This is a genomic window from Luteimonas sp. MC1782, from assembly GCF_014164605.1.
Classification (GTDB): domain Bacteria; phylum Pseudomonadota; class Gammaproteobacteria; order Xanthomonadales; family Xanthomonadaceae; genus Luteimonas.
This window is the reverse complement of sequence record NZ_JACJFT010000001.1, coordinates 1840014-1865382: the sequence shown is the minus strand read 5'-3', so window position 1 is coordinate 1865382 and position 25369 is coordinate 1840014. Positions and strand designations below refer to the sequence as shown.

General features: G+C 70.8%; 18 protein-coding genes and 2 pseudogenes. 13 read left to right on the top strand and 7 right to left on the bottom strand.

Going from position 1 to position 25369, the window contains the following annotated elements; genetic code table 11:
* Window positions 1-16 precede the first annotated feature (16 nt).
* Window positions 17-676, bottom strand: coding sequence for an orotate phosphoribosyltransferase (gene pyrE, locus H5368_RS08725; protein ID WP_182823337.1), 660 nt, complete (start codon window positions 674-676; stop codon window positions 17-19).
* Window positions 677-811: 135 nt separating this feature from the next.
* On the opposite strand from pyrE, the gene H5368_RS08720 reads away from it, so the two are divergent.
* The 4 genes and pseudogenes from H5368_RS08720 (at window position 812) to H5368_RS08705 (ending at window position 5348) form a co-directional block, all read left to right on the top strand.
* The gene (locus tag H5368_RS08720) at window positions 812-1615 is read left to right on the top strand and encodes an exodeoxyribonuclease III (RefSeq protein ID WP_182823335.1); all 804 of its coding nucleotides are present in this window, start codon (window positions 812-814) and stop codon (window positions 1613-1615) included.
* The gene (locus H5368_RS08715) at window positions 1612-2946 is read left to right on the top strand and encodes an MFS transporter (RefSeq protein WP_343203896.1); all 1335 of its coding nucleotides are present in this window, start codon (window positions 1612-1614) and stop codon (window positions 2944-2946) included. The genes H5368_RS08720 and H5368_RS08715 overlap by 4 nt, the downstream gene beginning before the upstream one ends.
* An 88-nt stretch (window positions 2947-3034) precedes the next feature.
* Window positions 3035-3250, top strand: a pseudogene (locus H5368_RS08710) (hypothetical protein); the annotation flags it as partial.
* A 256-nt stretch (window positions 3251-3506) separates the two neighbouring features.
* Window positions 3507-5348 carry a GGDEF domain-containing protein gene (locus H5368_RS08705; protein ID WP_182823333.1) on the top strand — a complete coding sequence of 614 codons (1842 nt, stop codon included), beginning with the start codon at window positions 3507-3509 and terminating at the stop codon, window positions 5346-5348.
* 26 nt (window positions 5349-5374) lie between these two features.
* Here the strand turns inward: H5368_RS08705 and H5368_RS08700 are convergent, their stop codons facing one another.
* Both H5368_RS08700 and H5368_RS08695 read right to left on the bottom strand, forming a co-directional pair.
* Complete coding sequence (locus H5368_RS08700) at window positions 5375-6493, bottom strand: anhydro-N-acetylmuramic acid kinase (protein ID WP_182823331.1); 1119 nt, start codon at window positions 6491-6493, stop codon at window positions 5375-5377.
* A gap of 40 nt (window positions 6494-6533) precedes the next feature.
* Window positions 6534-8027: a peptidoglycan DD-metalloendopeptidase family protein gene (locus H5368_RS08695; RefSeq protein WP_182823329.1), complete on the bottom strand. Its 1494-nt coding sequence runs from the start codon at window positions 8025-8027 to the stop codon at window positions 6534-6536.
* Between the two features lie 185 nt (window positions 8028-8212).
* Between H5368_RS08695 and tyrS the strand changes: the two genes are divergently transcribed.
* Complete coding sequence (gene tyrS, locus H5368_RS08690; protein ID WP_223877991.1) at window positions 8213-9433, top strand: tyrosine--tRNA ligase; 1221 nt, start codon at window positions 8213-8215, stop codon at window positions 9431-9433.
* A gap of 98 nt (window positions 9434-9531) precedes the next feature.
* Here the strand turns inward: tyrS and H5368_RS08685 are convergent, their stop codons facing one another.
* Together H5368_RS08685 and H5368_RS08680 are read right to left on the bottom strand one after the other, a co-directional pair.
* Window positions 9532-11223 carry a M28 family metallopeptidase gene (locus H5368_RS08685; protein WP_182823325.1) on the bottom strand — a complete coding sequence of 564 codons (1692 nt, stop codon included), beginning with the start codon at window positions 11221-11223 and terminating at the stop codon, window positions 9532-9534.
* 70 nt (window positions 11224-11293) lie between these two features.
* Window positions 11294-11983: a hypothetical protein gene (locus tag H5368_RS08680; RefSeq protein ID WP_182823323.1), complete on the bottom strand. Its 690-nt coding sequence runs from the start codon at window positions 11981-11983 to the stop codon at window positions 11294-11296.
* A gap of 141 nt (window positions 11984-12124) precedes the next feature.
* Here H5368_RS08680 and gpmI point away from each other — a divergent pair, with 141 nt between their 5' ends.
* The 3 genes from gpmI to H5368_RS08665 all read left to right on the top strand — a co-directional run bounded on the left by gpmI (window position 12125) and on the right by H5368_RS08665 (window position 16306).
* Entirely contained in the window at window positions 12125-13651 is a 1527-nt protein-coding gene (gene gpmI, locus H5368_RS08675) for a 2,3-bisphosphoglycerate-independent phosphoglycerate mutase (protein WP_182823321.1), read from the top strand.
* The gene (locus H5368_RS08670; RefSeq protein ID WP_182823936.1) at window positions 13651-14916 is read left to right on the top strand and encodes a peptidoglycan DD-metalloendopeptidase family protein; all 1266 of its coding nucleotides are present in this window, start codon (window positions 13651-13653) and stop codon (window positions 14914-14916) included. Before gpmI ends, H5368_RS08670 begins: the two co-directional genes overlap by 1 nt.
* An 85-nt stretch (window positions 14917-15001) precedes the next feature.
* Window positions 15002-16306: a S41 family peptidase gene (locus tag H5368_RS08665; RefSeq protein WP_182823319.1), complete on the top strand. Its 1305-nt coding sequence runs from the start codon at window positions 15002-15004 to the stop codon at window positions 16304-16306.
* On the opposite strand, the gene H5368_RS08660 is transcribed toward H5368_RS08665, so the two are convergent.
* Window positions 16300-16992, bottom strand: a complete 693-nt coding sequence (locus H5368_RS08660) for a rhomboid family intramembrane serine protease (RefSeq protein ID WP_182823317.1) — start codon at window positions 16990-16992, stop codon at window positions 16300-16302. The genes H5368_RS08665 and H5368_RS08660 overlap by 7 nt on opposite strands.
* Window positions 16993-17149: 157 nt before the next feature.
* Between H5368_RS08660 and H5368_RS08655 the strand changes: the two genes are divergently transcribed.
* Complete coding sequence (locus tag H5368_RS08655) at window positions 17150-18490, top strand: porin (protein WP_182823315.1); 1341 nt, start codon at window positions 17150-17152, stop codon at window positions 18488-18490.
* Window positions 18491-18610: 120 nt separating this feature from the next.
* On the opposite strand, the gene putA is transcribed toward H5368_RS08655, so the two are convergent.
* Window positions 18611-21883, bottom strand: coding sequence for a bifunctional proline dehydrogenase/L-glutamate gamma-semialdehyde dehydrogenase PutA (putA, locus tag H5368_RS08650; RefSeq protein ID WP_182823934.1), 3273 nt, complete (start codon window positions 21881-21883; stop codon window positions 18611-18613).
* Between the two features lie 124 nt (window positions 21884-22007).
* Here putA and coxB point away from each other — a divergent pair, with 124 nt between their 5' ends.
* The 4 genes and pseudogenes from coxB to H5368_RS08630 all read left to right on the top strand — a co-directional run bounded on the left by coxB (window position 22008) and on the right by H5368_RS08630 (window position 25360).
* Window positions 22008-22940, top strand: coding sequence for a cytochrome c oxidase subunit II (coxB, locus tag H5368_RS08645; protein WP_223877992.1), 933 nt, complete (start codon window positions 22008-22010; stop codon window positions 22938-22940).
* Between the two features lie 29 nt (window positions 22941-22969).
* Window positions 22970-24586 (top strand): annotated as a pseudogene (ctaD, locus tag H5368_RS08640) (cytochrome c oxidase subunit I); the annotation flags it as partial.
* Window positions 24587-24635: 49 nt separating this feature from the next.
* Window positions 24636-24779 carry a hypothetical protein gene (locus tag H5368_RS08635; RefSeq protein ID WP_182823310.1) on the top strand — a complete coding sequence of 48 codons (144 nt, stop codon included), beginning with the start codon at window positions 24636-24638 and terminating at the stop codon, window positions 24777-24779.
* A complete protein-coding gene (locus H5368_RS08630; protein ID WP_182823308.1) occupies window positions 24776-25360 on the top strand; it encodes a cytochrome c oxidase assembly protein in 585 nt (194 codons plus the stop codon). The genes H5368_RS08635 and H5368_RS08630 overlap by 4 nt, the downstream gene beginning before the upstream one ends.
* Window positions 25361-25369 lie beyond the last annotated feature (9 nt).

The following is a 25369-nucleotide window of genomic DNA, read 5'->3' as shown; positions in this document are numbered from 1 at the left end:
CCCCCGGTCGGCCGAATCAGGTGGTCGCGCTGCCGTAGCGCGCGCGGTAGGCCAGCAGGCGCCCGCGTTCGGCTGACAGTTTCGCGTTTTCGCCGGTGAACGCAAGCAGGTCGGCGAAGCCGGCGATGGCGACCACGGGCACACTTTCGTTGGCGGCGACCAGCTCCGCCGCCGAACGCCGGTCGCCGGATTCGTCCAGCACTTCCTGGCGGTCCAGCGCGATGGCCACGCCCACCGGCGTGCCGCCACCGGCGCGGATCAGCGCCAGCGCCTCGCGCACCGCGGTACCCGCGGTGAGTACGTCGTCGACCACCAGCACGCGCCTTCCATCGAGCGCCGCGCCGACCAGGGTGCCGCCTTCGCCGTGGTCCTTGGCTTCCTTGCGGTTGTAGGCCAGCGGCAGGTCGCGGCCGCGGCGCGCGTACTCGCAGGCCAGCGCGGTGGCCAGCGGGATGCCCTTGTACGCCGGGCCAAACAGCAGGTCGAAGTCGATCCCCGCGGCGTCGATGGCATCGGCGTAGCAGCCGGCCAGCGTCGCCAGCGCCGCGCCGCTGTCAAAGCGCCCGGCGTTGAAGAAATACGGGCTTGTCCGCCCCGACTTCAGCGTGAACCCGCCGAAGCGGAGCGCTTCGGCGTCGAGCGCCAGCTGCAGGAACCGGGAGCGGTGGTCGGACATGGCGTGGCGGCTGCGATCGCGACAGGACCGCCATGGTAACAACCCGCACCGCGCCGACGACGCGGCCGACGGTGCGCTAACCTTGCGCGGCGGCGGGCCTGGTCCCGCCGCATCCGTCATCCGCACCGGCACTCCATGCGCATCATCAGTTTCAACGCCAACGGCCTGCGTTCGGCCGCCAGGAAAGGCTTCTTCGACTGGTTCGCCGCACAGGACGCCGACGTCCTCTGCGTGCAGGAGACCAAGGCCCAGGAGCACCAGCTCGCCGGGCCGGAGTTCCTGCCGCCCGGCTACAAGGCCTGGTTCCGCGACGCGACCACGAAGAAGGGCTACAGCGGCGTGGCCATCTACAGCCGCCAGGAGCCCGACGAGGTGCGCACCGCGCTGGGCTGGGCGCCGTTCGACGACGAAGGCCGCTACATCGAGGCGCGCTTCGGCAACCTCAGCGTGGTGTCGTTCTACATTCCGTCGGGGTCGTCGGGTGAGCTGCGCCAGGGCTTCAAGTTCGAGGTCATGGACTGGCTCAAGCCGATCCTCGACGGCTGGCTGGCCAGCGGCCGCGACTACGTGCTGTGCGGCGACTGGAACATCGTGCGCAGCCGCAACGACATCAGGAACTGGACCAGCAACCAGAAGAACTCCGGATGCACGCCGCCGGAGCGTGCCTGGCTCAACGGGCTGGTTGCCGACGCCTGCGGCGACGGCCTGTGCGAGGCACCGGTGGACGGCTGGCGCGATGCGCTGCGCGTGTTGCGCCCGGCTGACGCCGAATACACCTGGTGGAGCAACCGCGGCGCCGCGCGCGCCAACAACGTCGGCTGGCGCATCGACTACCAGTTCGTCACGCCCGCCCTGGCCGAGCGCGTGCTCGCCTGCAGCGTGCACCCCGAGCCGCGCTTCTCCGATCATGCACCACTGATCGTGGACTACCGCGCATGAGCACCGCCGCCGCGGAAACCCCGGCCGGGCGTCCGGCCAAGCCGTCGATCTGGCGCGCGTTCGCGCAGCCGTCGGCGTGGACGATGTTCTTCTTCGGCTTCGCCTCGGGACTGCCGTTCCTGCTGGTGGCCGGCACGCTCGCGTACTGGTTGCGCGAAGGCGGGATCGAACTGCGCGAGATCACCATGATCGCCAGCGCCGGCATGGCGTACTCGTTCAAGTTCCTGTGGGCGCCGCTGGTCGACCGCTGGCGGCTGCCGCTGCTTGGCCGCCTGGGCCAGCGCCGCGGCTGGCTGCTGCTGGCAATGCTGCTGGTGATGGTGGGCCTGGTGGCGATGTCGGTGTTCACCCCCGAGCGCCTCGCGCCGTTCGTGGCGCTGACCCTTGCGGTGGCGGTGGCGGGCGCCACGCTCGACATCGCGGTGGACGCCTATCGCGTCGAGATCGCGCCGCCGTCGCAGCAGGGCGCGCTGGTGGCGACCTATTCGCTCGGCTACCGGATCGCGCTGATCGTCACCGGTGCGCTGGCGCTGGTGCTGGCCGACCACACCATCTGGCCCAACGTGTACCGCGCGATGGCCGCCTGCATGCTGCTGCCGGTGGTGGCCTGCCTGCTCGCGCCCGAACCCGAAGTGCTGCGTGCACGCACGCGTGGCTGGGCCGCCGGCCTGCGCGAGGGCGTGGTGGAGCCGTTCGCGGATTTCTTCCGCCGCTTCGGCGGCCGCATCGGCGTGGTGCTGCTGCTCTTCATCCTGTCGATGAAGATCTCCGACCAGGCGCTGATCGGCGGCATCATCGGGCCGTTCTACCTCGACCAGGGCTTCAGCAAGACCGAGATCGCCGCGGTCACCAAGGTCTACGGCATCTGGATCGGCATCGTCGGCGTGTTCCTCGGTGGCGTGGCCGTGGCGCGCTGGGGCGTGCAGTGGCCGCTGCTGGTGGCGATCGTGCTCGGCGCGGCCAGCAACCTGCTGTACCTGGCACTGATCGGCGCCAACGGCGACATCGGCCTGCTCACCCTGGTGATCTCCGGCGAGAACCTGGCGCAGGGGTTCCTGGGCACCGCGGCGGTGGCGTACCTGTCGGCGCTGGTCAACCAGCGCTACACCGCCACCCAGTACGCGCTGTTCTCGTCGCTGATCATGCTGCCCGGCAAGGTGCTGGGCTTCTATTCGGGCGCGATCGTCGAGGCAAGCGACGGCTATGGCGCGTACTTCGTGCTGTCGGCGGTGCTGGCGCTGCCGGCGGTGGGGCTGTTCTTCTGGCTGCGCCGGCGCGTGCCGCTGGCGGCGGCTGACGACCCGGCCGCAGCCGACGCCGCTGCGCCGTGAGCCGCCGCGTGGCCGCCGCTTGCGGCGGTCGGCGCAAGCGCGTATCACAGGGGCGCCGCGCACAGGCGCAGGCCGCAGGACCCAGGCCATGAACGACATCGTGCTCAAGGACATCGACGAGATCCTCCTCGACCGGATCGGCCGCGTCGCCGACCGCCGTGGCTGGACCCTGTCGCGCACCCTGCTGCACCTGCTGGAGCAGGGGCTGTTCGCGATCGAAGGCGACGGCAAGCTGTCCTTCGACAACTCCGAGGCCGACGTGCTGCAGGAGGCGATTGCCGCGCTCGAGGGCGTGCCCGACGGGGTGTATTCGCTGATCGGGCAGCTGCCGGCGGACGGCGGCGGGCAGGTGCCGGACCCGGGGCGGGGCGGCTAGCCGGGGCGCACGGCCTTCCGGAACCGCGCGGCACGCGCGGGGCGCTTCGCTACACTCGCTGCACAGGGGATGGCGCGACGGTCCTGCACCCGCAGGTGCCGGCGGCATGCCCCGCCGGGGAACGCGAATGGCGACTGTCAGGCAGGGGGCGCGCCGCGTCCCGCGTGGATTCCGGCAACACGGCATGCGCGTGCTCCTTGGGTGTCTCCTGGCAGCGGTGTCGGCCGGAGCGTCCGCGTCGACCTGCGCCGACATCGAGGCCGAGGCGCTGGTGGTGGCGGAAGCCCGTGACTCCGATCCCGCGCAGGGTGTCGCACGCGGCCAGGCGCTGCTGGCCGACGCGCGCGCCATGTCGCCGCCGTGTCCCGCCGGCGAGGCCATGCTGCTCGGCGGCATCGCGAGCAACCTGCACATCCTCGGGCGCAACCACGACGCCGTCCGCGACTACGGGCAGGCGATCGCGCTGCTTGGCAGCGGGACGCCGGCGCAGGTCGCGTTCCTGCATCGCGGGCTTGCCGTGGCGCTGGTGGAACTGGAGTCCTACGAGCCGGCGCTCGAGCATGCCCTGATCGCGCTCGAAGCCAGCGACGGCGCAGGCGACACGGTCGGATCGGCCAAGACCGCCGGCAACATCGGCAACCTCTACAACAGCATTGGCGAGTTGGAGCTGGCGCGCGATTACCACGGCCGATCGCTGGCTGGATTCGAGTCGACCGGCTTCAAGCCGGGGATCGCCGGCGCCCTGGTCAACCTCGGGTCGGTTGCGGCCAAGGCGGGGCAGAAGGCGCTGGAGGCGAACGCCGCGGACAGCGCCCGCGAGCAGCACCTGCTGCTGCGCGGCTACAACGAGCGCGCGCGCGGGATCTTCGCCGAGCTGGGAAACCTGCGCGGGGTGGCGTACGCGGACAGCAACATCGGCCTTGCGCTCGACCGGCTTGGCCAGCCGAAGGCCGCCTTGTCCCACCACAGCGATTCGCTCGCGGCACGCCGCAAGCTGGGAGACCTGTACGGCACCATCAATTCGCTGCTCAGCATCGCGTCGGCGCAGGCCCACCTCGGTCGCGGCGACGCGGCGGCTGCCACGCTCGACGAGGTCGAAGCGCTGATCCCCGATGACGCCTTCAACCTGAAGCAGGACGTCGCCGCGCAGCGTGTCCTGCTCACCGAAGCGCGCGGCGACTATCGCGCTGCCCTGGCGGCGCAGCGCGAGTACAGCCGCCTGGCCGCGCTCGCAGCCGACGCCGACCAGCGCAGCGCCATCGCTGCATTGCAGGACCGTTTCGACGGCGCCCAGGCGGCGCGCGAAATCGAATCCCTGCGCAGCGCTGCCGAGGTGTCCGCGCTCCAGCTGCGCCGCCAGCGCCAGGTGAGCCACCTCGGCATCCTGGCCGCCGTGCTCGCGACGGGGCTGTTGCTGGTGTTGTGGAGCCGGTTGCGGATCGGCATCTCCAGTGCACGCAAGCTCTCGGTCGCCGCGCGCACCGACCACCTGACGGCATTGCCGAACCGTCGCCACCTGCTGGAGCTGATGCAGCTCGAGGTGCACCGGGTGGAGCGCGGAGGCAGCACGTTCTGCCTGGTGATGGCCGACCTCGACGACTTCAAGGCCATCAACGACCGCCACGGCCATGACGCCGGCGATACGGTGCTGCGCGAGGTCGCGCGCAGGCTGCGCGACGCGGTCCGCAAGCAGGACTCGGTGGCGCGCTGGGGCGGCGAGGAGTTCCTGCTGCTGTTGCCGGCATCGCGCGCGGCTGGCGCGGCATCATTGGCGGACAAGCTCCGCCGGCGCGTGTCGTCGGAGCCGATCCTGGTCGGCCCGCAGGGCACGCCGGTCTCGATCACGCTCACCATGGGCTACAGCGAGTACCGCCCCGGAACCCCGCTCGACGACTGCATCAAGGCGGCGGATACCGCGTTGTTCGAGGGCAAGCGCGAAGGCAAGGACCGGGTGATGGCATCGCCGGCCGTCGGCGGGGACCCGGCCAGCGGCGCGGCGTTGCCGGTCGCCGAAACAGCGGCTTAGCCGCGTGCCGCCGACGCAGCCTGCGCTCAGGCGCGGTGGATCGCGCCGAGGATCCGCGGCCCCGCCGCGCCGGTGACGCTGGCGAGGTTGCCGGGGCGCCCGGCGAGCGTCTCGCGCGCCAGCCAGGCGAAGGCCATGGCTTCGATGGCGTCCGGGTCCAGCCCGTACGCCGCGGTGGTTTCCACGCGCATGTCGGGCAGCGCCGCCGCCAGCGCGGCCATCAGCGCCGCGTTGTGCACGCCGCCGCCGCAGGCGATCACGCGCGCGGTGCCGGGCTGCTGGCTGCGCAGGGCGTCGGCCACGGTGCGCGCGGTCAGCGCGAGCAGGGTGGCCTGCACGTCGGCCGGCGCGGTGCCTGTCGCGAGTCGTGCCTCGACCCAGCCGAGATGGAACTGGTCGCGCCCGGTTGACTTGGGCGGCGCCAGCGCGAACCACGGCTCGGCCAGCAGCCGCGCAAGCAGCGCGTCGTCGACGCGGCCGCTGGCGGCGAACGCGCCGTCGCGGTCGTAGGCCTCACTGCGGTGGCGCAGGCACCAGGCGTCCATCAGGCCGTTGGCCGGGCCGGTGTCGAAGCCGCGCACCGCGCCGCTGGCCGGCAGCAGCGTGAGGTTGGCGATGCCGCCCAGGTTGAGCACCGCGCGCGACTCGTCGGCCGAGTGCAGCAGCGCCGCGTGGAGTGCCGGCACCAGCGGCGCGCCATGGCCGCCCGCCGCCACGTCGCGGCGGCGGAAATCGGCGACCGTGGTAATGCCGGTGCGTTCGGCGATCGTGGCCGCGCAGCCCAGTTGCAGGGTGAAGGGCAGTGCGCCGTGCGGGCGGTGGCGCAGGGTCTGGCCATGCGAACCGATCGCGGCGACTTCGGCGTGGTCGATGCCGGCATCGGCCAGCGCCTGCAGCGCGGCGGTGGCGAACGCCTGGCCGATGGCGGTGTCGAGTTCGCCGATGGCGTCGAGCGACAGCAGCGCGTCCTGCTGGCCCAGCGCGACCAGGCGCGCGCGCAGCGCGGGCTCCCAGGCGTAGGTGCGGGCGAAGCGCAGTCGCGGCGGTGCCGCGGCGGTGTCGTCGGCGAAATCGACCAGCGCCGCGTCGATGCCGTCGGCACTGGTGCCCGAGATCAGGCCAAGGTGGCAGCGGGGGGTCGACATGCGTGGCGGGCCCGCCGGACGGCGGGCCGGGTGGCAGGGCTCAGCCCTTGCCCCGGCCCGCGATGGCGGGCGTGGCGTGGGCGGCCAGGTGCTGGTCGTCGGCGGTGGCCGGGACCTGCGCGTAGATGATGTCCTCGACCGTGCGGATGCGCGCCAGGGCGGGACCGGTCTGGGCCCGGAAGGCGACCAGCGCGGACCCCTTGAGCGGCTCCGGCTCGGGCATCGTGTGCTGCAGCGGGTTGCGGTGCACGCCGTTGATGCGGAATTCGTAGTGCAGGTGCGGCCCGGTGGACAGGCCGGTGCTGCCGACGCGGCCGATCACCGTGCCCTGGCTGACGCGCTGGCCCTTCTTGATGTTGCCGAACGACGACATGTGCGCATACAGCGTGGTGTAGCCGCGGCCATGGTCGAGCACCACGGTGCGTCCGTAGCCGCCCTGCCAGCCCATCGACTGCACGCGGGCGTCGCCGGCGGCCATGATCGGGGTGCCGGTGCTGGCCGCGTAGTCGACGCCCTTGTGCTGGCGGACCTTGCCGGCGATCGGGTGGCGGCGCGAGCCGAACTTCGAGGTCAGCCGCGCATACGCGATGGGCATGCGGATGAAGCTCTTCTTCAGCGGCCGGCCTTCGCCGTTGTAGTAGTCGACCTTGCCGCCCTGTTCGAAGCGGAAGGCGGTGAACGTCTTGCCCTTGGCGGTGAACACCGCGGCCTGCACGTCGCCGGTGCGGATCAGCTCGCCGTCACGGTAGACCTGCTCGACGACCACGCTGAAGCGGTCGTTCTGCGTGACGTCGGAGGTGAAGTCGATGTCGTACTTGAAGACGTCGTCGGTCAGCTTGTTGATGCTGGCGCCCGACAGGCCGAGCTTGCGCGCCGAATGGAACAGCGACTTGCCGACCTTGCCGCTGATCACCGCGGTGCGGATCTCGACCGGACGCTCGATGACCTTCTCGACCACCTTGTCACCGGCCAGCGCCAGTTCGATGCGCTGGGTCTCGCCGCGGTCGTAGCGCAGCGTGCGCAGGCTGGACGGCTTGCCGTCGGCATCGGCCGGCGCGAATTCGAACCCGAGTTCCATGCCCGGCTTTAGGCGCGTCAGCGCCTGGCGCGCGCCCGGGTGTTCCAGCAGGCGGTGCATGGCGGAGGCGGGCACGCCCATGCGCTCGAAGATCGCGCCCAGCGTTTCACCCTTGCCGACCACGGCCAGCTGCCAGTCCGACGTGGCCGCCTGCGGCTGCACCGGCCTGGCCAGCACCGGAAGCGACAGTGACATGGTGGTCAGGGACGTGGCACTGGGCGCATTCAACGCAGTCGAGATGCCCGGCACCAGCGCGATCATGAGCGCGCCGGCGGTGGCCAGAAGGCTGGAATGTGCCCACTGGCGGCGCGTCCAGCGGCGGTTTCCGGCATTGTCGGCGGGACCCGAAAGTCCGGCAGCGGACGAGGCGATCGCCTGGCGCGCTACTTCGCGCAGGTTGCCGAGACGGACACGGCGGTGGTGCTGCCGTGAATCGGAGGATTCGGGCAATGTCATCGAATCGGACTCCCGGCCCGCGTGACGAACGCGTCACCGGGGCAAGATAATCACGCGAAGAGGATGCGTCAAATGCTTGATGCATCAGGACTTTCGGTCAGCGTATGATTTAACCGAGCGTTAACAAGTTTTCACATACGGCGTCACGTTTTTGAATGCGCGACGCCCTGAATGGACCAGATACCGTGCCCCAGACCCCCCAGCAGCAGGCCCTAGACCTCATCACCCGCGGCGCCGACGAGGTGCTCAAGCACGACGAACTCGCCGCGCGCCTCGCGCTGGGGCGGCCGCTGCGCATCAAGGCCGGCTTCGACCCGACCGCGCCCGACCTGCACATCGGCCACACCGTGCTGCTCAACAAGATGCGCCAGTTCCAGGACCTCGGGCACACCGTGATTTTCCTGATCGGCGACTTCACCGGGATGATCGGCGACCCGTCGGGCAAGAGCGCCACGCGCAGGCCGCTGACCCGCGAGGACGTGGAGGCCAACGCCCGCACCTACGCCGACCAGGTGTTCAAGGTGCTCGACCGCGAGCGCACCGAGCTGCGCTTCAACAGCGAATGGTTCGGTGAAATGGGCGCGGCCGACATGATCCGCCTGGCCGGGCAGCTGACGGTGGCGCGCATGCTGGAGCGCGACGACTTCGCCAAGCGCTATGGCGCGCAGCAGCCGATCGCGATCCACGAGTTCCTCTACCCGCTGGTGCAGGGCTACGACTCGGTGGCGCTGAAGGCCGACGTGGAGCTGGGCGGCACCGACCAGAAGTTCAACCTGCTGATGGGTCGCGGGCTGCAGGAGCATTTCGGGCAGGCGCCGCAGGTGGTGCTGACCATGCCACTGCTCGAGGGCCTGGACGGCGTCAACAAGATGTCCAAGTCGCTGGGCAACTACATCGGCATCGCCGAGCCGGCGATCGACATCGTCAACAAGACCATGAAGGTCGGCGACGCGCTGATGTGGAAGTGGATCGAGCTGCTGTCGTTCGATATCGGCGCGGCGGAAGCCACCGTGCTGCGCGCTGACGTCGAAGGCGGCGCGCTCAACCCGCGCGACGTCAAGCTGCGCCTCGCGCGCGAGCTGGCCACGCGTTTCCACGATGCCGCCGCGGCCGAGACCGCGATCGCCGGCTGGCACGCCGCGGTGACCGGCCAGGGCGACACCTCGCTGCTGCCGCTGCAGCACGTCGCGGTGCCGGCCGAGGGCTTGCGCATCGCCGCGCTGCTCACCGCCGCGGGCATCACCGCCAGCAATTCCGAGGCCAGCCGCAAGCTCAAGGAGCGCGCGGTGAAGGTGGACGGTGCGGTGGTGGAGGATGCCGGCGCCAGCTTCCGGCCCGGCTTCGAGGGCGTTCTGCAGGTCGGCAAGCGCAACTTCGCGCGGGTGCGGCTGGTGGTGGCCGGCTGAGCCGACGCGGCCGCGGCGCTTCGCCCGCCGCGGCGCACACCCGCAAATGACGACGGCGCCCGAGGGCGCCGTCGTGCATTCAACGCCTGTGCGTGGCGTCAGTCGGCGCGCATCGCATCGCGCGCGGCCTTGAACGCGTTGCCTTCGTACCAGGCCGGCCAGCTGCCGTCGTCGGCCAGGGTGCGGCCAACGCCGTACAGCGCCTCAAGGTCCTGGATCACGCCGTCGAGGTTCCAGCCCGGATCGAATTCATCGCCGGGCTTGTGGTACGCGACTTCGTTGTAGGTCTTGGCAAGCGCCGCGCCGGCGTCCTTGCCGCCCTGCACCAGGTCGTCGCCACCCTTGGCGTACAGCGCCGGCACGCCGGCCTTGGCGTAGTTGAAATGATCGGAGCGGAAGTAGAAACCGCCGGCCGGGTTGCCCTCGAGCACCTGGGTGCGCTGCTGCGCATCGGTGTAGGTCTTCAGCACGTCTTCCAGCTGCGAGCTGCCTTTGCCCACCACCACCATGTCGTGCGCCGGGCCGGCCACGCTCATGGCATCGAGGTTGATCACGCCCACGGTCTTGGCCAGCGGGAACACCGGGTGCGCGACCTGGTACTTGGAACCCAGCAGGCCCGATTCCTCCAGCGTCACGGCGATGAAGGCCACCGAGCGCTTCGGCTGGCCGTCGGCCTTGAACTTCTCCGCGATCTCGATGATGCCGGCCACGCCCGTGGCGTTGTCGACGGCACCGTTGTAGATCTGGTCGCCCTCGCCCTCGTGCTTGCCGAGGTGGTCCCAGTGGGCGATGTAGGCGATCGCCTCGTCCGGCTTTTCGCTGCCGCGCAGGATGCCCACCACGTTGCGCGACGACTTCTCGCTGGAGGTGCTGGCCAGGTCGAACGACACGCGCGCATCGAGCGGCACCGCCTTGAAGCCCGGCTTGCTGGCCGCGGCATACAGCGCCTTGAGGTCCTGGCCGGCGTCGGCGAACAGCGTGGTCGCGGCTTCGGCGCTCAGCCAGCCCTGCGCCGGCAGGCGCGGCTCCGGATCGTCCGACGCACGCAGGTCGAACTGCGGGCCGGACCAGGAGTTCTTCACCACGTCCCAGCCGTAGGACGCGCCGGCGGTGTCGTGGATGATCAGCGCGGCGGCGGCGCCCTTGCGCGCGGCTTCCTCGAACTTGTAGGTCCAGCGCCCGTAATAGGTCATGCGCTCGCCTTCGAACAGCGCCGCGTCCTTGGCGTGGAAGCCCGGGTCGTTGACCAGGATGACCACCGTCTTGCCCTTGACGTCGAGGCCGGCGTAATCGTTCCAGCCGAGTTCCGGCGCATCCACGCCGTAACCCACGAACACCAGGTCGCTGTTGCTGACCGAGACCTTCGGCTCGCCGGTGCGGGTGCCGATCACCATGTCGGTGCCGAACGTGAGCTCGGAGGGCTTTCCGGCCACGTCCATGCGCAGCACGGTGGATTCGTCGGCGGTGGTTTCCACCATCGGCACGGTCTGGAAGAAGCTGCCGTTGTCGCCGCCCGGCTCGAGGCCGATGCGCTCGTACTGTGCCTTGATGTACTCGACGGTCATCTCGCCGCCGGGCGAGCCCGGGGCGCGGCCCTCGAATGCGTCGGAGGCCATCGTCTTCACCATTTCGGCGAAATCGTCCTTGCTCAGCTCACCGCTGAAGGCATGCGTGGCAGCGGCCGTGGCGGGCACGGCGGCACCGGTGCCGGCGGCGGGTGCCGGGGCGCGGTCGCAGGCCGCGAGCGCGGCCGCGATGGCAAGGCAAAGCACGAGGGGTCTGGTTCGCATCATCGGGTTCCTGCGGGAGTTGACTCCCGATTCTATGCGTTCCGCCCCATTCGGGGGCCCGCGCCGCGGCTCAGTCGGGCTGGCGCGCCGGCGCCGTGGGCGTGGAGAACGGGATCGCGGTGGCACCGGTGATCGTGCCGATGCGCGCGGTGTCGTGCACGTACAGCTGCACCTCGCGCTCGAAGACCAGGTCGCCATCGATCACCACGCCCGGGCCGATGACGATGCGTTGCGCGCGCTGGCGCACCCGCACCGGCATCCAGTTGGCGGTGGGCTTGTGCACGCGCAGCTGGCCGCGGACGTGCGAGCCGACGCCGACGGTGACGTCACCGTTGACGGTCTCCACGCTGCCGGCCACCTCGGTCTGCACCAGGCCGAGCGCGCCGTTGACGTTTTCGACGTTGCCGCCGATCCGGCTGCCGCGTCCGGCGAAGACACTGCCGTTGACGGTTTCCACGTCGCCTTCGATGCGCACGCGCTCGCCGAGGCGGATGCTGCCGTTGACCGTCTCCAGGCTGCGCGCGCTGCCATCGTTGCCGACGTGGACGCTGCCGTTGACGGTGCCGGCGGCGCCAGCCTGCGCGTTCTCGCCAATGCGGATGCTGCCGTTGACGGTTTCCAGGTTGCCGCGGACCTCGCCGGCTGCGACCGAGATCGAGCCGTTGACCTTGTCGACGTCCTGGCGCGCATGGGCGGCACCCGCGGCGAAGGAGAGGGCGAGGATGGAGGCGAGGACGGTGGCGTGTCGATGCAGGCGCATGGCGGGGCTCGATGACGGGGCGGGTGCGGTGCCGCGACGGCGCCATGCGCGGCCGGACACTGCGAGGCGAGTCTGGCGGATGCGGCGCTACAATCGCATCTGTCCAACGTCACGGGGCCGATCGTCGTGCCTGAACCCGCAATGCCCGCCCGCCGCAAGCCCGTCGTGCTGCTGATCCTCGACGGATGGGGCCATCGCGACGACCCGCGCGACAACGCCGTGGCCCTCGCCGACGTCCCCAACTGGCGCCGCCTGTACGCGGCCGGGCCGCGCACGCTGGTGCATACCGAAGGCCGCCACGTCGGGCTGCCGGATGGCCAGATGGGCAATTCCGAGGTCGGGCACATGAACATCGGCGCCGGGCGGGTGGTCTACCAGGACCTGACCCGGGTCGATGCCGCGATCGCCGATGGCAGCTTCTTCGACAACGCCGGGTTGCGCGCCGCGTGTGCCACGGTCGCGCCCGGCGGCACGCTGCACGTCCTGGGCCTGCTGTCGCCGGGCGGCGTGCACAGCCACGAGCAGCACATCCTCGCGATGCTCGAGCTTGCCGCGCGCGCCGGCGTGGCCCGCGTCGCGGTGCATGCGTTCACCGACGGCCGCGACATGCCGCCGCGTTCGGCGGAACCAAGCCTGCGCGCGCTCCAGGCCGCCTGCGCGCGGCACGGCAATGCCCATGTCGCCAGTGTCAGCGGCCGCTATTTCGCGATGGACCGCGACCAGCGCTGGGAGCGCGTGCGCCAGGCCTGGGATGCGATCGTCGAGGCCAGCGCCGTGCATCGCGCACCCGATGTCGTGGCCGCGCTGGCCGCCGCCTACGCGCGCGGCGAAAACGACGAGTTCGTGCTGCCCACGGTGATCGACGGCGCCGCGCCGATGCGCGACGGCGACGCGGTGGTGTTCATGAACTTCCGCGCCGACCGTGCGCGGCAGCTCACGGCGGCGTTCGTGGCGCCGGCGTTCGAAGGTTTCCACGCGCGGCGCCCGGCGCTGGCGCGCTTCACCTGCCTGACGGAATACGACGCCAACCTGCCCGCGCCGCTGGCGTTCGCCCCGGACGATCTCGCCAACACGCTGGGCCAGGTGCTGGCCGACCACGGCCGCACCCAGCTGCGCATCGCCGAGACCGAGAAGTACGCGCACGTCACCTTCTTCTTCAACGGTGGCCGCGAGGCGCCGTTCCCGGGCGAGGAGCGCATCCTCGTGCCCAGCCCGCGGGTCGCGACCTATGACCTGCAGCCGGAGATGAGCTGTCCGGAAGTCACCGCGCGCCTGGTCGACGCCATCGCGGCGGGCCGCTTCGACGCGGTGGTGTGCAACTTCGCCAACCCGGACATGGTCGGCCACACCGGCGACCTGGCGGCGGCGATCAAGGCGGTCGAGGCGGTGGACCTGGCACTCGGTGAAGTGGTGGCGGCGGTTGCCGCGCAGGGCGGCGACCTGCTGGTCACCGCCGACCACGGCAACGTCGAGATGATGCGCGACCCGGAGACCGGGCAGCCGCACACCTCGCACACCGTGGGCCCGGTCGACCTGCTGTACGTCGGCAATCGAGCCGCGGCGCAGCTGCGCTCCGGCGGCGCGCTGCGCGACCTGGCGCCAACCATGCTCGACCTGCTGGGCGTGGCGAAGCCGGCGGAGATGACCGGCAGCAGCCTGCTGGCGTGATGCACATCGCGGCCATCCGCCTGCGGCCGGCCTCGGCCCTGCTGGCCCTGCTGCTGGCGCTCGCAGCCGCAGCGCCGGCCGCGGCGCAGGACAGCCGTGACGCCCAGCGCCGGCTGGAAACCATCAAGCGCGAACTGCGCGACGTGGCCAGCGAGCGCCGCCGGCTCGAAGGCCAGCGCGGTGCCGCCAGCCGCGAACTGCGCAGCGCCGATGAACGCGTGGCGCGCGTGGGCCGCGAACTGCGCGAGACCGAAGCCGCGCTTGCGCGGCAGGAAGCCGCGCTGGCGACGCTGGTCGCAAGGCGCGACGCACTGGCCGGCACGCTGTCGGCACAGCGCAAGGAGCTTGCCGGGCTGCTGCGCGCGGCCTACACCGTGGAGCAGCATGCGCCGCTCAAGCTGCTGCTGGCGCAGGACGACGTGGCCGCCGCCAGCCGCAGCCTCGCCTATCACGGGTACCTGCAGCGCGGTCGCAGCGCGCGCATTGCCGCGCTGTCGGAGGAACTGGCCGGCCTGGACGCAGTGGAGCGCGCGATCGCCAGCGAACGCACCGCACTGGATGCCAGCCACGCCGCACAGCGCGCGCAGGTGGCGGCGCTGGAGCGCGAGCGCGCCAACCGTGCCGAATCGGTGGCCACGCTGGACACGCGCTACCGCGACCGCAGCGCCCGGGAGAAGGCGCTCGGCGCCGACGCCAAGTCGCTGGAACGCCTGCTGTCGCGGCTGCGCCAGGCCGCGCGCCGCGCCGAGGCCGAACGGCGCGCCGCCGCCGCCGCGGCGGCCCGTGCCCGCGCGTCAAGCACCACGCCGGCTCCTGCCGGTTCGACCCGCAGCCCGGTGCCGTCCGCGCCGAAGGTCAGCGTGGCCCGCGCCGCGCCGGTGACCGTGGGCGGCCTGGGTTGGCCGCTGTCGGGCAGCCTGCTGGCCGGCTACGGCGGGCGCATGCCCGATGGCCGCAGCAGCTCGGGCGTGCTGATCGCCGCCGCCGCCGGCCGGCCGGTGACCGCGGTGGCCGACGGCACCGTGGTGTTTTCCGAATGGATGACCGGCTACGGGATGATCCTGATCGTCGACCACGGCAACGGCTACATGAGCCTGTACGCGCACAACGACGCGCTGTTGAAGGGCCCCGGCGACCGGGTCAAGCGCGGCGACGCGGTCGCCACCGTCGGCACCTCCGGCGGCCAGGGCCAGCCGGCGCTGTACTTCGAGCTGCGCCGCGACGGCAAGCCGGTCGATCCGACCAGCTGGCTGCAGAAGCGCTGAACGCCGGCGCGCGGGTGGGCGCATGATCGTCGCGAACCTGCGACGCTGCGCGTGGTCCCATTCCCGAATCCCCATGGAGTCGCGCATGCGCGCTTGCCTGTTGACGCTCGCCATCGCCAGCCTGCTGGCCCTGCCCGTGCACGCGCAGGACCAGGAGCCGCCGCAGGCCGCGGCACCGGCCGCGCAGGAGGAGGCGCCGGCCAGCGCGGTGCCGCTGGCCGAGATCAGCCGCTACGTGCTGGTGTTCAACGCCGTGCGCAGCGGCTATGTCGACCCGGTCGATGACCGCGAACTGATGCAGTCCGCGATCCGCGGCCTGCTGCTCGACCTGGACCCGCACAGCGCCTACCTCGAGCGCAGCGATGCCGAGGCCTTCGACGAGAACACCGCCGGCGCCTACGAGGGCATCGGCGTGGAGGTCATGCAGCTGCCAGACGGCAGCATGCGGGTGGTGGCGCCGATGGACGACACGCCCGCGCAGCGCGCCGGGATCCGATCGGGTGACGTGATCACCGCCGTCGACGGCGTGCCGCTGACGCCGTCCAGCCACGACCAGCGCGGCCCGCTGCGCGGACCGCCAGGCACCGAGGTCGGCATCACCCTGCTGCGCGAAGGCGAAGCGGAGCCGCTGGAGATCACCCTGCGCCGCGAGACCATCCGCACCGCCAGCGTGCGCGGCAGCATCCGCGAACCTGGCCTCGGCTACCTGCGCGTCGCCGTGTTCCAGGCCGATACCGCGGCCTCGTTCGCGGACACCCTCGACCGCCTGCACGCCGAAGCCGGCACCCAGGGCTTGCGCGGCCTGGTGATCGACCTGCGCAGCAATCCCGGCGGCCTGCTGACCTCGGCCGTGCAGATCGCCGACGAACTGCTCGAGCGCGGCGGCATCGTCAGCACCCGCGGGCGCACCGCCGCCGGCGACACCGCGTTCAACGCCACGGCCGGCGACCGCATGCGCGATCGGCCGGTCGTTGTGCTGATGGACGCCGGCTCGGCGAGCGCGTCGGAAGTCCTGGCCGGCGCACTGCAGGACAACGCGCGCGCCTGCGTCGTCGGCAGCCGCAGCTTCGGCAAGGGTTCGGTGCAGACCGTGCTGCCGCTGTCCAACGGCGATGCGGTCAAGCTGACCACCGCGCGCTATTACACGCCCAGCGGCACGTCGATCCAGGCGCGCGGCATCGAACCCGACGTCGTGCTGCAGCCCGAAGGCGGCGCCACGCGCGGCGGCTTCGTGGAGGCGCTGCTGCCCGGGCACCTCGCCGCGGACGACGAGGGCGCCGCCGGCAGCCGCGCCGGCGACGTGCTCGAGGGCGAAGCGCCGGTGACCTCGGCGTTCGCCATCCTGCGCGCGATCGTGGCCGGCGGCACCTGCGCCGCGCCGCCTCAGTAGCCCTTGCGCCGCCTTAGCCGGCGCGCGATCGCGCGCCGCGAGAACAGCGCGAACACCACGCCGAACGCGAACCCGGCAATGTGCGCCGACCACGCCACGGTTCCGAACGCCGGGCCGATGTAGGCGAACACCACCTGCAGCAGCGCCCAGATGCCGATCAGCAGCGGGGCCGGCGCGCGCACGAACTCCAGGAACAGCCCGAGCGGCAGCACCACGCCCAGGTGCGCGCGCGGAAACAGCGCCAGGTAGGCGCCGATCAGGGCCGAGACCGCGCCGCTGGCACCGATCACCAGCTGGTCGGGCGCACCGATCGCCAGCACCGTGACCAGGTTGGCGAACGCGCCGCCCACCAGGAACAGCAGCAGGAAGCGCCAGGGCCCCATCACCCGTTCCGCCGGCAGCCCGAAGATCAGCAGGAACACCAGGTTGCCCAGCAGGTGCGCCCAGTCGGCGTGGACGAACAGCGCGCTGAGCAGGCGCAGCCAGCGCTTGCCGTCGGACCAGGACGCGAGCAGGTCGGCCGGCGCCAGGCCGCCGCTGAGGGCCCCCCAGCGCGCCATCAGCTGCTGCTCGAACGCCTCCGGGCGCGTGCTTGCCCACAGGTAGACCGCCCACAGCACCGCGCACAGCAGCGTCGTGGCCCAGCGCGGGGACGGACGCGAGCGCGTCGGGATGGATACGAACATGTGCGCCGCGGGATCCGTGTCGGGGGCCGCGCCACGATACCGGTTCAGGCACGTGATGCCGATGCCGGACCGCCAACCACACGCCACGGTATAGTGCGCCGCGTCGTGTTCGCAGCGGGCCCGGCATCGCAATCATCCGTCAGGAGTATTTCAGGCAATGGCAATCCCCCACACCGTCCGTTTCTCGGCCCTCGCGCTGGGCGTCCTCGGCGCGCTGGCGTTCGCGCCCGCGCAGGCATCCGGCTTCCAGCTCAAGGAAAACAGCGTCAAGGGCCTCGGCGCCGCGTTCGCGGGCTCCGGCGTCAATGAAGGCGACGCCTCGGTCGTGGTCAACAACCCGGCCTCGATGACGCGCTTCGAAGGCACCACGGTGCAGGCCGACCTGTCGGTCATCGATCTCAGCTACCGCTTCGAAGGCTCGGGCACCGACGCGCTCGGACGCCCGTTGACCGGCGGCGACGGCGGCGAGGCCGGCGACGTGACCCCGATCCCCGCGTTCTCGGTGATCCACAAGCTCGACAACGGCCTGGCGTTCGGCGCCATGGTCAGCGCTCCGTTCGGCCTGAAGACCGAATACGACAGCGACTGGCAGGGCCGCTATTTCGCCGACACGTCCGACGTCAAGATCGTCAACCTGACCCTGTCGGCGGCGCTGGACGTCAACGAGCATGTCTCGGTCGGCGTGGGCGCGGTCTATTCCAAGGCCGAGGTGACGCTGTCCAAGGCGGTCGACTTCGGCACGCTGCTGTTTTCCAACCCGGCCACCCGCACGCTGCCGTTCGCGCTGCCGCAGGCCCGCGACGGCCACGCGGAAATCGAGGGTGACGACATCGGCTTCGGCTGGCTTGCCGGCATCACCGTGCGCCCGACCGACCGCCTGTCGCTCGGCCTGAGCTACCAGTCCGAGATCGACTACGAGCTGCGCGGCACCGCCGACTGGACCGTGCCGGGCGACGTGCGCACCGTGTTCAACAGCAATCCCGTGACCGGCCAGCTGTTCCTGGACGGTGGCGCCGGCGCCAAGCTGACCACGCCGTCCACCGTCGCGCTCGTCGCGCGCTACGACTTCACCGACCGCTTCGCGATGATGGCCAACTGGACGCAGACCGGCTGGTCGTCGCTGCGCGAGGTGCGCGTCGAGTTCGATCGCCCGGATCCGGATTCGGTCGAGCCCTTCGAGTGGGAGGACACCCAGTTCGCGTCGGTCGGTGCCGAATACAAGGTCACCGACGCCTGGACCCTGCGTGGCGGCGTGGCGTACGACGAAACCCCGACCAGCATCGAGCACCGCACCCCGCGCCTGCCCGATGCCAACCGCAACTGGTATTCGATCGGCGCCACCTGGAAGGTCAGCGATGCGATGGACGTGGACTTCGCGTTCACCCACCTGAAGCCGAAGGATCCGAAGGTCGACTACAGCTCGGGCGGCAGCACCATCACCGGCCCCTACGCCGGCGACGCCAACCTGTTCGGCGTGTCGGCGCAGTACCGCTTCTGATCGCGGCGCCATGCTGAAGAAAAAGCCCCGCGAAAGCGGGGCTTTTTCGTACTGCTCGAACCACCGCGTACTGCGGCGTACCGGGTGGCACCTGGCGCCCGGCGGGCCTGGTCCGTGGCCCTAGTCCCCCAGCGTCAGCAGCGAGGCGTTGCCACCCGCGGCGGTGGTGTTGACGGTCACCGTCTTCTCGGTGGCGAAGCGCGGCAGGTAGTGCGGGCCGCCGGCCTTCGGGCCGGTGCCGGACAGGCCCTGGCCGCCGAAGGGCTGCACGCCCACCACCGCACCGATCTGGTTGCGGTTGACGTAGATGTTGCCCACCCGGGCACGTGCCACGATGCGGTCGATGGTCTCGTCGATGCGCGAATGGATGCCGAGCGTCAGGCCGTAGCCGGTGGCGTTGATGGCATCCACCACCGCGTCGAGATCACCGGCGTTCCAGCGCAGCACGTGCAGCGCCGGGCCGAAGTTCTCGGCGGTGAGGTCGCTGAGCGCGCCGATTTCCCAGGCACGCGGCGCGAAGAAGGTGCCGTGCGCGGTGGCCTCGGGCAGCTGCGCCTCGGCGATCAGGCGCGCGCCGCGCATCTCCGCGGCATGCGCGTCGAGCAGTGCACGCGCGTCGGCGTCGATCACCGGGCCGACGTCGGTGGTCAGCAGCCCCGGGTCGCCGACCACCAGTTCGGCCATCGCGCCGGCCAGCATGTCCACCACCTTGTCGGCGATGTCGGCCTGCACCAGCAACACGCGCGCCGCCGAGCAGCGCTGGCCGGCGGAGGTGAACGCCGAACCGATCGCGTCCTTGACCAGCTGCTCCGGCAGCGCCGACGAGTCGGCGATCAGCGCGTTCTGGCCACCGGTTTCGGCGATCAGCACGCCGATCGCGGCGTCGCGCGCCGCCAGCGCGCGGTTGATCGCGCGCGCGGTGGCGGTGGAGCCGGTGAACGCCACGCCGGCGACGCGCGGGTCGGCGGTCAGTGCCGCGCCGACGGTGGCGCCGTCGCCCGGCACCAGCTGCAGCACCGCAGGCGGAACACCCGCTTCGTGCAGCAGCTCGACCGCAGCGTGCGCGATCAGGTTGGTCTGTTCGGCCGGCTTGGCGATCACGCTGTTGCCGGCGGCCAGCGCCGCGGCCACCTGGCCGGCGAAGATGGCCAGCGGGAAGTTCCAGGGGCTGATGCAGACGAACACGCCACGGCCTTCAAGTTGCAGCGTGTTGCTCTCGCCGGTGGGACCGGGCAGCGCTTCGGGTGCGAACAGCTTGCGTGCCTCGCCCGCGTAGTAGCGCAGGAAGTCGACCGCCTCGCGGACCTCGGCCACGCCGTCGGGGATGGTCTTGCCGGCTTCGCGCGTGCACAGGGCGATGAACTGCGGCATGCGCTGCTCGAGCAGGTCGGCGGCGTGCTCGAGGATCGCGGCGCGCGATGCCGCCGGCGTGGCGTTCCAGTCCGCCTGCGCGGCAACGGCATTGGCCAGCGCGCGCTGCACCGTGTCCGTGTCCGCCGCCTGCCAGCGGCCGACGCGTTCGCGACGGTCGGCGGGATTGCTGACCGTGATCCAGGCGCCACCCGGGGTGGCGCCGGGTACCAGCGGCGCGGCCTGCCAGTCGGCGGTCGCGGCCTGGACCGCGGTGGCGAGCGCGCGCAACTGGTGGTCGTCTGCGAGGTTGATGCCCATGGAGTTGGTCCTTTCGATGCCGTGGCTGCGGTACAGGTCGGCCGGCAGCGGGATGCGTGGATGCGGGATGACGTCGGAGCCGGCGACCACGTCCACCGGGTCGCGGACCAGGTCGTCGATGGCGACGGACTCGTCGGTGATGCGGTTGACGAAGCTGGAGTTGGCGCCGTTCTCCAGCAGGCGCCGCACCAGGTACGGCAGCAGGTCCTCGTGGCTGCCGACGGGCGCGTACACGCGGCAGGGCACGCCCAGGCGGTCGGCGGGGATCACCTCGTCGTAGAGGTCGTCGCCCATGCCGTGCAGCTTCTGGAACTCGAACGGACGCCCGGCGGCCAGCTGGTGTACGGCGGCGATGGTCTGCGCATTGTGGGTGGCGAACATCGGGTAGACCGCGTCGCCGGCGTCGAACAGGCGGCGCGCATTGGCCAGGTAGCTGACGTCGGTGTTCGGCTTGCGCGTGAACACCGGGTAGCCGGCCTGGCCGTCGACCTGCGCGCGCTTGACCTCGGCGTCCCAGTACGCGCCCTTGACCAGGCGCACCGGGATGCAGCGCCCGCCGCCGCGGGCGAGCGCGGCGATCCAGTCGATCACGAACGGCGCGCGCTTCTGGTACGCCTGCACCACGATGCCGAAGCCCGTCCAGCCGGCCAGTGACGGATCCCGCCAGGCGGCCTCGATGACATCGAGCGACAGCTCCAGGCGGTCGGCCTCCTCGGCGTCGATGGTCAGGCCGATGCCGTGGCCGCGCGCGCGCTGCGCGAGGTCGAGCAGGCGCGGCGCGAGCTCGGCCAGCACCCGCGCGCGCTTGGCGTGCTCGTAGCGCGGATGCAGCGCGGAGAGCTTCACCGAGATCGACGGCGCGACGATGGCATCCGCCGGGCGGCCGGCATCGCGGCCGATGGCGTCGATCGCGCTGCGGTAGGCCTCCAGGTAGCGGTCGGCGTCGCGCTGCGTCAGCGCGGCTTCGCCGAGCATGTCGAAGGAATAGCGGTAGGCGGCATTGCGGCCCTTGCGCGCGCGCGACAGCGCCTCGCCGATCGTGCGCCCCATCACGAACTGGTGCCCCATGATCTTCATCGCCTGGCGCACCGCCAGCCGGATCACCGGCTCGCCGACGCGGCCCACCAGGCGCTTGAAGGCGCCATGCACGTCGCGCCGGGTGTGGTCGGCCAGGTCTACCAGGTGGCCGGTGAGCATCAGGCCCCAGGTGGAGGCGTTGACCAGCACCGAATCCGACTGGCCGACATGGCGCTTCCAGTCGGCCTCGCCCAGCTTGTCGCGGATCAGCGCGTCGGCGGTGTCCTCGTCGGGGATGCGCAGCAGCGCCTCGGCCACGCACATCAGCAGCACGCCCTCCTCGCTGCCGAGGTCGTACTGGCGCATGAAGGCCTCGATCACGCCCTGGTCGCCGGCGCGGCGGCGCACGCGCCGCACCAGGTCGGTGGCGGTCGCGGCGATCGCCACGTTGGCCTCGGGCGATTGGCGCGCGGCATCGAGCAACGCGCGGACGCGATCGCTCTCGTCGGCAAGCCAATGGGCGGTGATGGCCGCGCGCAGCGGTGCGGGCGGCGGCGGCAGGGCGCCCAGGGGCAGGTCGGTCACGGCGGGTCGGTCGTCAACGGCGGGAACCGCGGATTCTAGCGGGCCGTGCCGCTTCGCGTGCCCGCCACGGAGCCCTCGCGACACTTCAGCTTGCCGGTCAAGGTTGGCGACGGCTACCATCTGCACGATTGCCCGCCCGGCCACCGGGCGTGGCCGGTCCTTGTTCCCTGGAACATCGATCTCCGATCAACCGTTCCAGCTGGCGGCATACGGCCGCAGATCGACGACATTTGGGGTTGCACGCATGATGCAGGCGCGATTCTTGCGGTGGGGTATGGCGGCCTTGGCTTCGGCGCCGATGATGGCGCTGGCGCAGGCGGGCGACGCGAAGCCCTGGCAGCTCAACATGGGCCGCGGCGTGACCGCCACGTCCAACAACGCCTACGACGCGCACATGTTCGCGCTGTGGGTGTGCGTGGTGATCGGCGTGATCGTGTTCGCCGCCATGGCCTACTCGATCTTCGCGTTCCGCAAGTCGAAGGGCGCGGTGGCGTCGCAGTTCAGCCACAACACCACCGCCGAGGTCGTCTGGACGGTGATCCCGGTGATCCTGCTGGTGATCATGGTGTGGCCCGCCACCACCAAGCTGATCGCGATGTACGACACGCGCGCGTCCGAGATGACCGTCAAGGTCACCGGCTACCAGTGGATGTGGAAGTACGACTACCTCGGCGAGGATGTCTCGATCACCAGCCGCCTGGACCGCGAGCACGACCGCATCCGGCAGAGCGGCGCGCGCCCCGACCCGGTGGCCAATCCCTACTACCTGCTCGAGGTCGACAACGCGCTGGTGGTGCCGGTGGACACCAAGATCCGCTTCGTGATCACCGCCGACGACGTGATCCACTCCTGGTGGGTGCCGGCGCTGGGCTGGAAGCAGGACGCCATCCCGGGCATCGTCAACGAGGCCTGGACGCAGATCGCCGAGCCGGGCGTGTACCGCGGCCAGTGCGCCGAGCTGTGCGGCAAGGACCACGGCTTCATGCCGATCGTGGTGCGCGCGGTGCCCAAGGCCGAGTACCAGGACTGGCTGGCGGCCGAGAAGGCCAAGGCCGCGCCGGCGCCGGTGGCAGCACCGGTGCCCGTGCCCGAAGTCGCCCCGGAGCCCGCCGCTGAAGACGCCGCGCCGGCCACCGCCCTGACCACTTCCGCCGTTGCCGCACCCGCGGCCGGCTGATCGAACGACTTCACGAGGCAAGGCAGTCCATGGCCACCGATACCGCAACCGTCGCCGTCCACGGCGACCACCACGACCACAAGCAGGGCTTCGTCGAGCGCTGGTTCTTCTCCACGAACCACAAGGACATCGGCACGCTCTACCTGCTCTTCAGCTTCATGATGTTCATCATCGGTGCGGCCATGAGCGTGGTGATCCGCCTCGAGCTGGCAGTGCCCGGGCTGCAGCACGTCAACCCGCACTTCTTCAACCAGATGACGTCGATGCACGCGCTGGTGATGATCTTCGGCGGCATCATGCCGGCGTTCGTGGGCCTGGCGAACTGGATGATCCCGCTGCAGATCGGCGCGCCGGACATGGCGCTGCCGCGCATGAACAACTGGTCGTTCTGGATCCTGCCGTTCGCATTCGCGATGCTGCTGATGACGCTGTTCCTGCCGGGCGGCGGCCCCGCCGGTGGCTGGACGCTGTACCCGCCGCTGTCGCTGCAGGGCGGCTCCAACATGGCGTTCACCATCTTCGCCATCCACATGATGGGCATCAGCTCGATCATGGGCGCGATCAACGTCATCGCCACCGTGCTCAACATGCGCGCGCCGGGCGTCGACCTGCTGAAGATGCCGATCTTCTCGTGGACCTGGCTGATCACCGCGTTCCTGCTGATCGCGGTCATGCCGGTGCTGGCGGGCGCGGTGACGATGCTGCTGACCGACAAGTTCTTCGGCACCAGCTTCTTCAACGCCGCCGGCGGCGGCGACCCGGTGATGTACCAGCACATCTTCTGGTTCTTCGGGCATCCCGAGGTCTACATCATGATCCTGCCGGCGTTCGGCGTGGTCTCGGAGATCATCCCCACCTTCAGCCGCAAGCCGCTGTTCGGCTACCAGGCCATGGTGTACGCCACCGCCGCGATCGCGTTCCTGTCGTTCATCGTCTGGGCGCACCACATGTTCACCGTGGGCATGCCGCTGGGTGGCGAGATCTACTTCATGTTCGCGACCATGCTGATCTCCGTGCCCACGGGCGTGAAGGTCTTCAACTGGGCGAGCACGATGTGGAAGGGCTCGCTGACGTTCGAGGCGCCCATGCTGTGGGCGATCGCGTTCGTGGTGCTGTTCACCATCGGCGGCTTCTCCGGCCTGATGCTGGCCATCGTCCCGGCCGACTTCCAGTACCACGACACCTATTTCGTGGTCGCGCACTTCCACTACGTGCTGGTGACCGGCGCGCTGTTCGGCATCATCGCCGCCGTCTACTACTGGTGGCCGAAGTGGACCGGGCGCATGTACAGCCAGCCGCTGGCCAAGTTCCACTTCTGGTGGAGCGTGGTGTTCGCCAACGTGCTGTTCTTCCCGCAGCACTTCCTGGGCCTGGCCGGCATGCCGCGCCGCATCCCGGACTACAACGTGGTGTTCGCGGACTGGAACCTGGTCAGCTCGATCGGCGCGTTCGGCATGTTCATCACGCCGTTCCTGATGTTCGGCATCCTGTTCCACTCGCTCAAGCGCGGCGCACCCGCCCCGGCCCGTGCCTGGGAAGGCGCGCTCGGCCTGGAATGGACGGTGCCGTCGCCGGCCCCGCACCACACCTTCCAGACCCCGCCGGTGATCCGCCCGGGCGACCTGGCCCACGGCGATTTCGAGCACCTCGATTACGACGATGCCAGCGCCCATGCCGACACGGCCCGGCAGAGCAATGTCCGCGAAGCGTGACCAGCCGCCGGGGGATCCGCGCGTGGTGGCGCAGCGCCGCCGCGCGATGCGCACCGCGCTCGCGCTCGCGCTGGTCGCGGCGCTGGTGTACGTGGGCTTCATCCTGTCCGGGGTGATCGGGCGATGAGCAGGAAGACCTCCGGCATCGCCAAGATGCTGCTGGCCTCGCTGGCGGCGTTCGCGTTCACGTTCTCGCTGGTGCCGCTGTACCGCATCGCCTGCGAGAAGGTGTTCGGCATCCGCCTGGACAACACCGCGGTCGATGCCGGCGCCTATGCCACCCGCGGTGCGGACGCGGAGGCGCGCGTGGTGACCGTGGAGTTCGATGGCGGCGTGAATTCCAAGCTGCCGTGGTCGTTCCGTCCCAACCAGTTCACCATGCAGGTGCGCGTGGGCGAGCAGTACGAGACCACCTACTACGCGCACAACAACAGCGACCGCACGGTCGTGGGCAGCGCCACGCCGTCGGTCGCGCCGGCGCGCGCCTCGGGCTACTTCGCCAAGACCGAGTGCTTCTGCTTCACCGCGCAGACGCTGCACGCCGGCGAGACGCGCGACATGCCGGTACGCTTCATCATCGACCCGTCGCTGCCCAAGGACGTCAAGACGATCACGCTGTCCTATACCTTCTTCAAGAACGACGTCCTGACCGCGCGCGAGCAAGCCGCGGGTCCGGCGTCGGCCCACGTGCCGCGCGCGGCACCCTGATCAGGCAAC

Excerpts from the sequence above, each read along its gene's own strand:
- pyrE (WP_182823337.1), bottom strand. The coding sequence starts at position 676 with ATGTCCGACCACCGCTCCCGGTTCCTGCAGCTGGCGCTCGACGCCGAA.
- H5368_RS08720 (WP_182823335.1), top strand. The coding sequence starts at position 812 with ATGCGCATCATCAGTTTCAACGCCAACGGCCTGCGTTCGGCCGCCAGG.
- H5368_RS08715 (WP_343203896.1), top strand. The coding sequence starts at position 1,612 with ATGAGCACCGCCGCCGCGGAAACCCCGGCCGGGCGTCCGGCCAAGCCG.
- H5368_RS08705 (WP_182823333.1), top strand. The coding sequence starts at position 3,507 with ATGCGCGTGCTCCTTGGGTGTCTCCTGGCAGCGGTGTCGGCCGGAGCG.
- H5368_RS08700 (WP_182823331.1), bottom strand. The coding sequence starts at position 6,493 with ATGTCGACCCCCCGCTGCCACCTTGGCCTGATCTCGGGCACCAGTGCC.
- H5368_RS08695 (WP_182823329.1), bottom strand. The coding sequence starts at position 8,027 with ATGACATTGCCCGAATCCTCCGATTCACGGCAGCACCACCGCCGTGTC.
- H5368_RS08685 (WP_182823325.1), bottom strand. The coding sequence starts at position 11,223 with ATGCGAACCAGACCCCTCGTGCTTTGCCTTGCCATCGCGGCCGCGCTC.
- H5368_RS08680 (WP_182823323.1), bottom strand. The coding sequence starts at position 11,983 with ATGCGCCTGCATCGACACGCCACCGTCCTCGCCTCCATCCTCGCCCTC.
- gpmI (WP_182823321.1), top strand. The coding sequence starts at position 12,125 with ATGCCCGCCCGCCGCAAGCCCGTCGTGCTGCTGATCCTCGACGGATGG.
- H5368_RS08670 (WP_182823936.1), top strand. The coding sequence starts at position 13,651 with ATGCACATCGCGGCCATCCGCCTGCGGCCGGCCTCGGCCCTGCTGGCC.
- H5368_RS08665 (WP_182823319.1), top strand. The coding sequence starts at position 15,002 with ATGCGCGCTTGCCTGTTGACGCTCGCCATCGCCAGCCTGCTGGCCCTG.
- H5368_RS08660 (WP_182823317.1), bottom strand. The coding sequence starts at position 16,992 with ATGTTCGTATCCATCCCGACGCGCTCGCGTCCGTCCCCGCGCTGGGCC.
- H5368_RS08655 (WP_182823315.1), top strand. The coding sequence starts at position 17,150 with ATGGCAATCCCCCACACCGTCCGTTTCTCGGCCCTCGCGCTGGGCGTC.
- putA (WP_182823934.1), bottom strand. The coding sequence starts at position 21,883 with ATGGTAGCCGTCGCCAACCTTGACCGGCAAGCTGAAGTGTCGCGAGGG.
- coxB (WP_223877992.1), top strand. The coding sequence starts at position 22,008 with ATGATGCAGGCGCGATTCTTGCGGTGGGGTATGGCGGCCTTGGCTTCG.
- H5368_RS08635 (WP_182823310.1), top strand. The coding sequence starts at position 24,636 with ATGTCCGCGAAGCGTGACCAGCCGCCGGGGGATCCGCGCGTGGTGGCG.
- H5368_RS08630 (WP_182823308.1), top strand. The coding sequence starts at position 24,776 with ATGAGCAGGAAGACCTCCGGCATCGCCAAGATGCTGCTGGCCTCGCTG.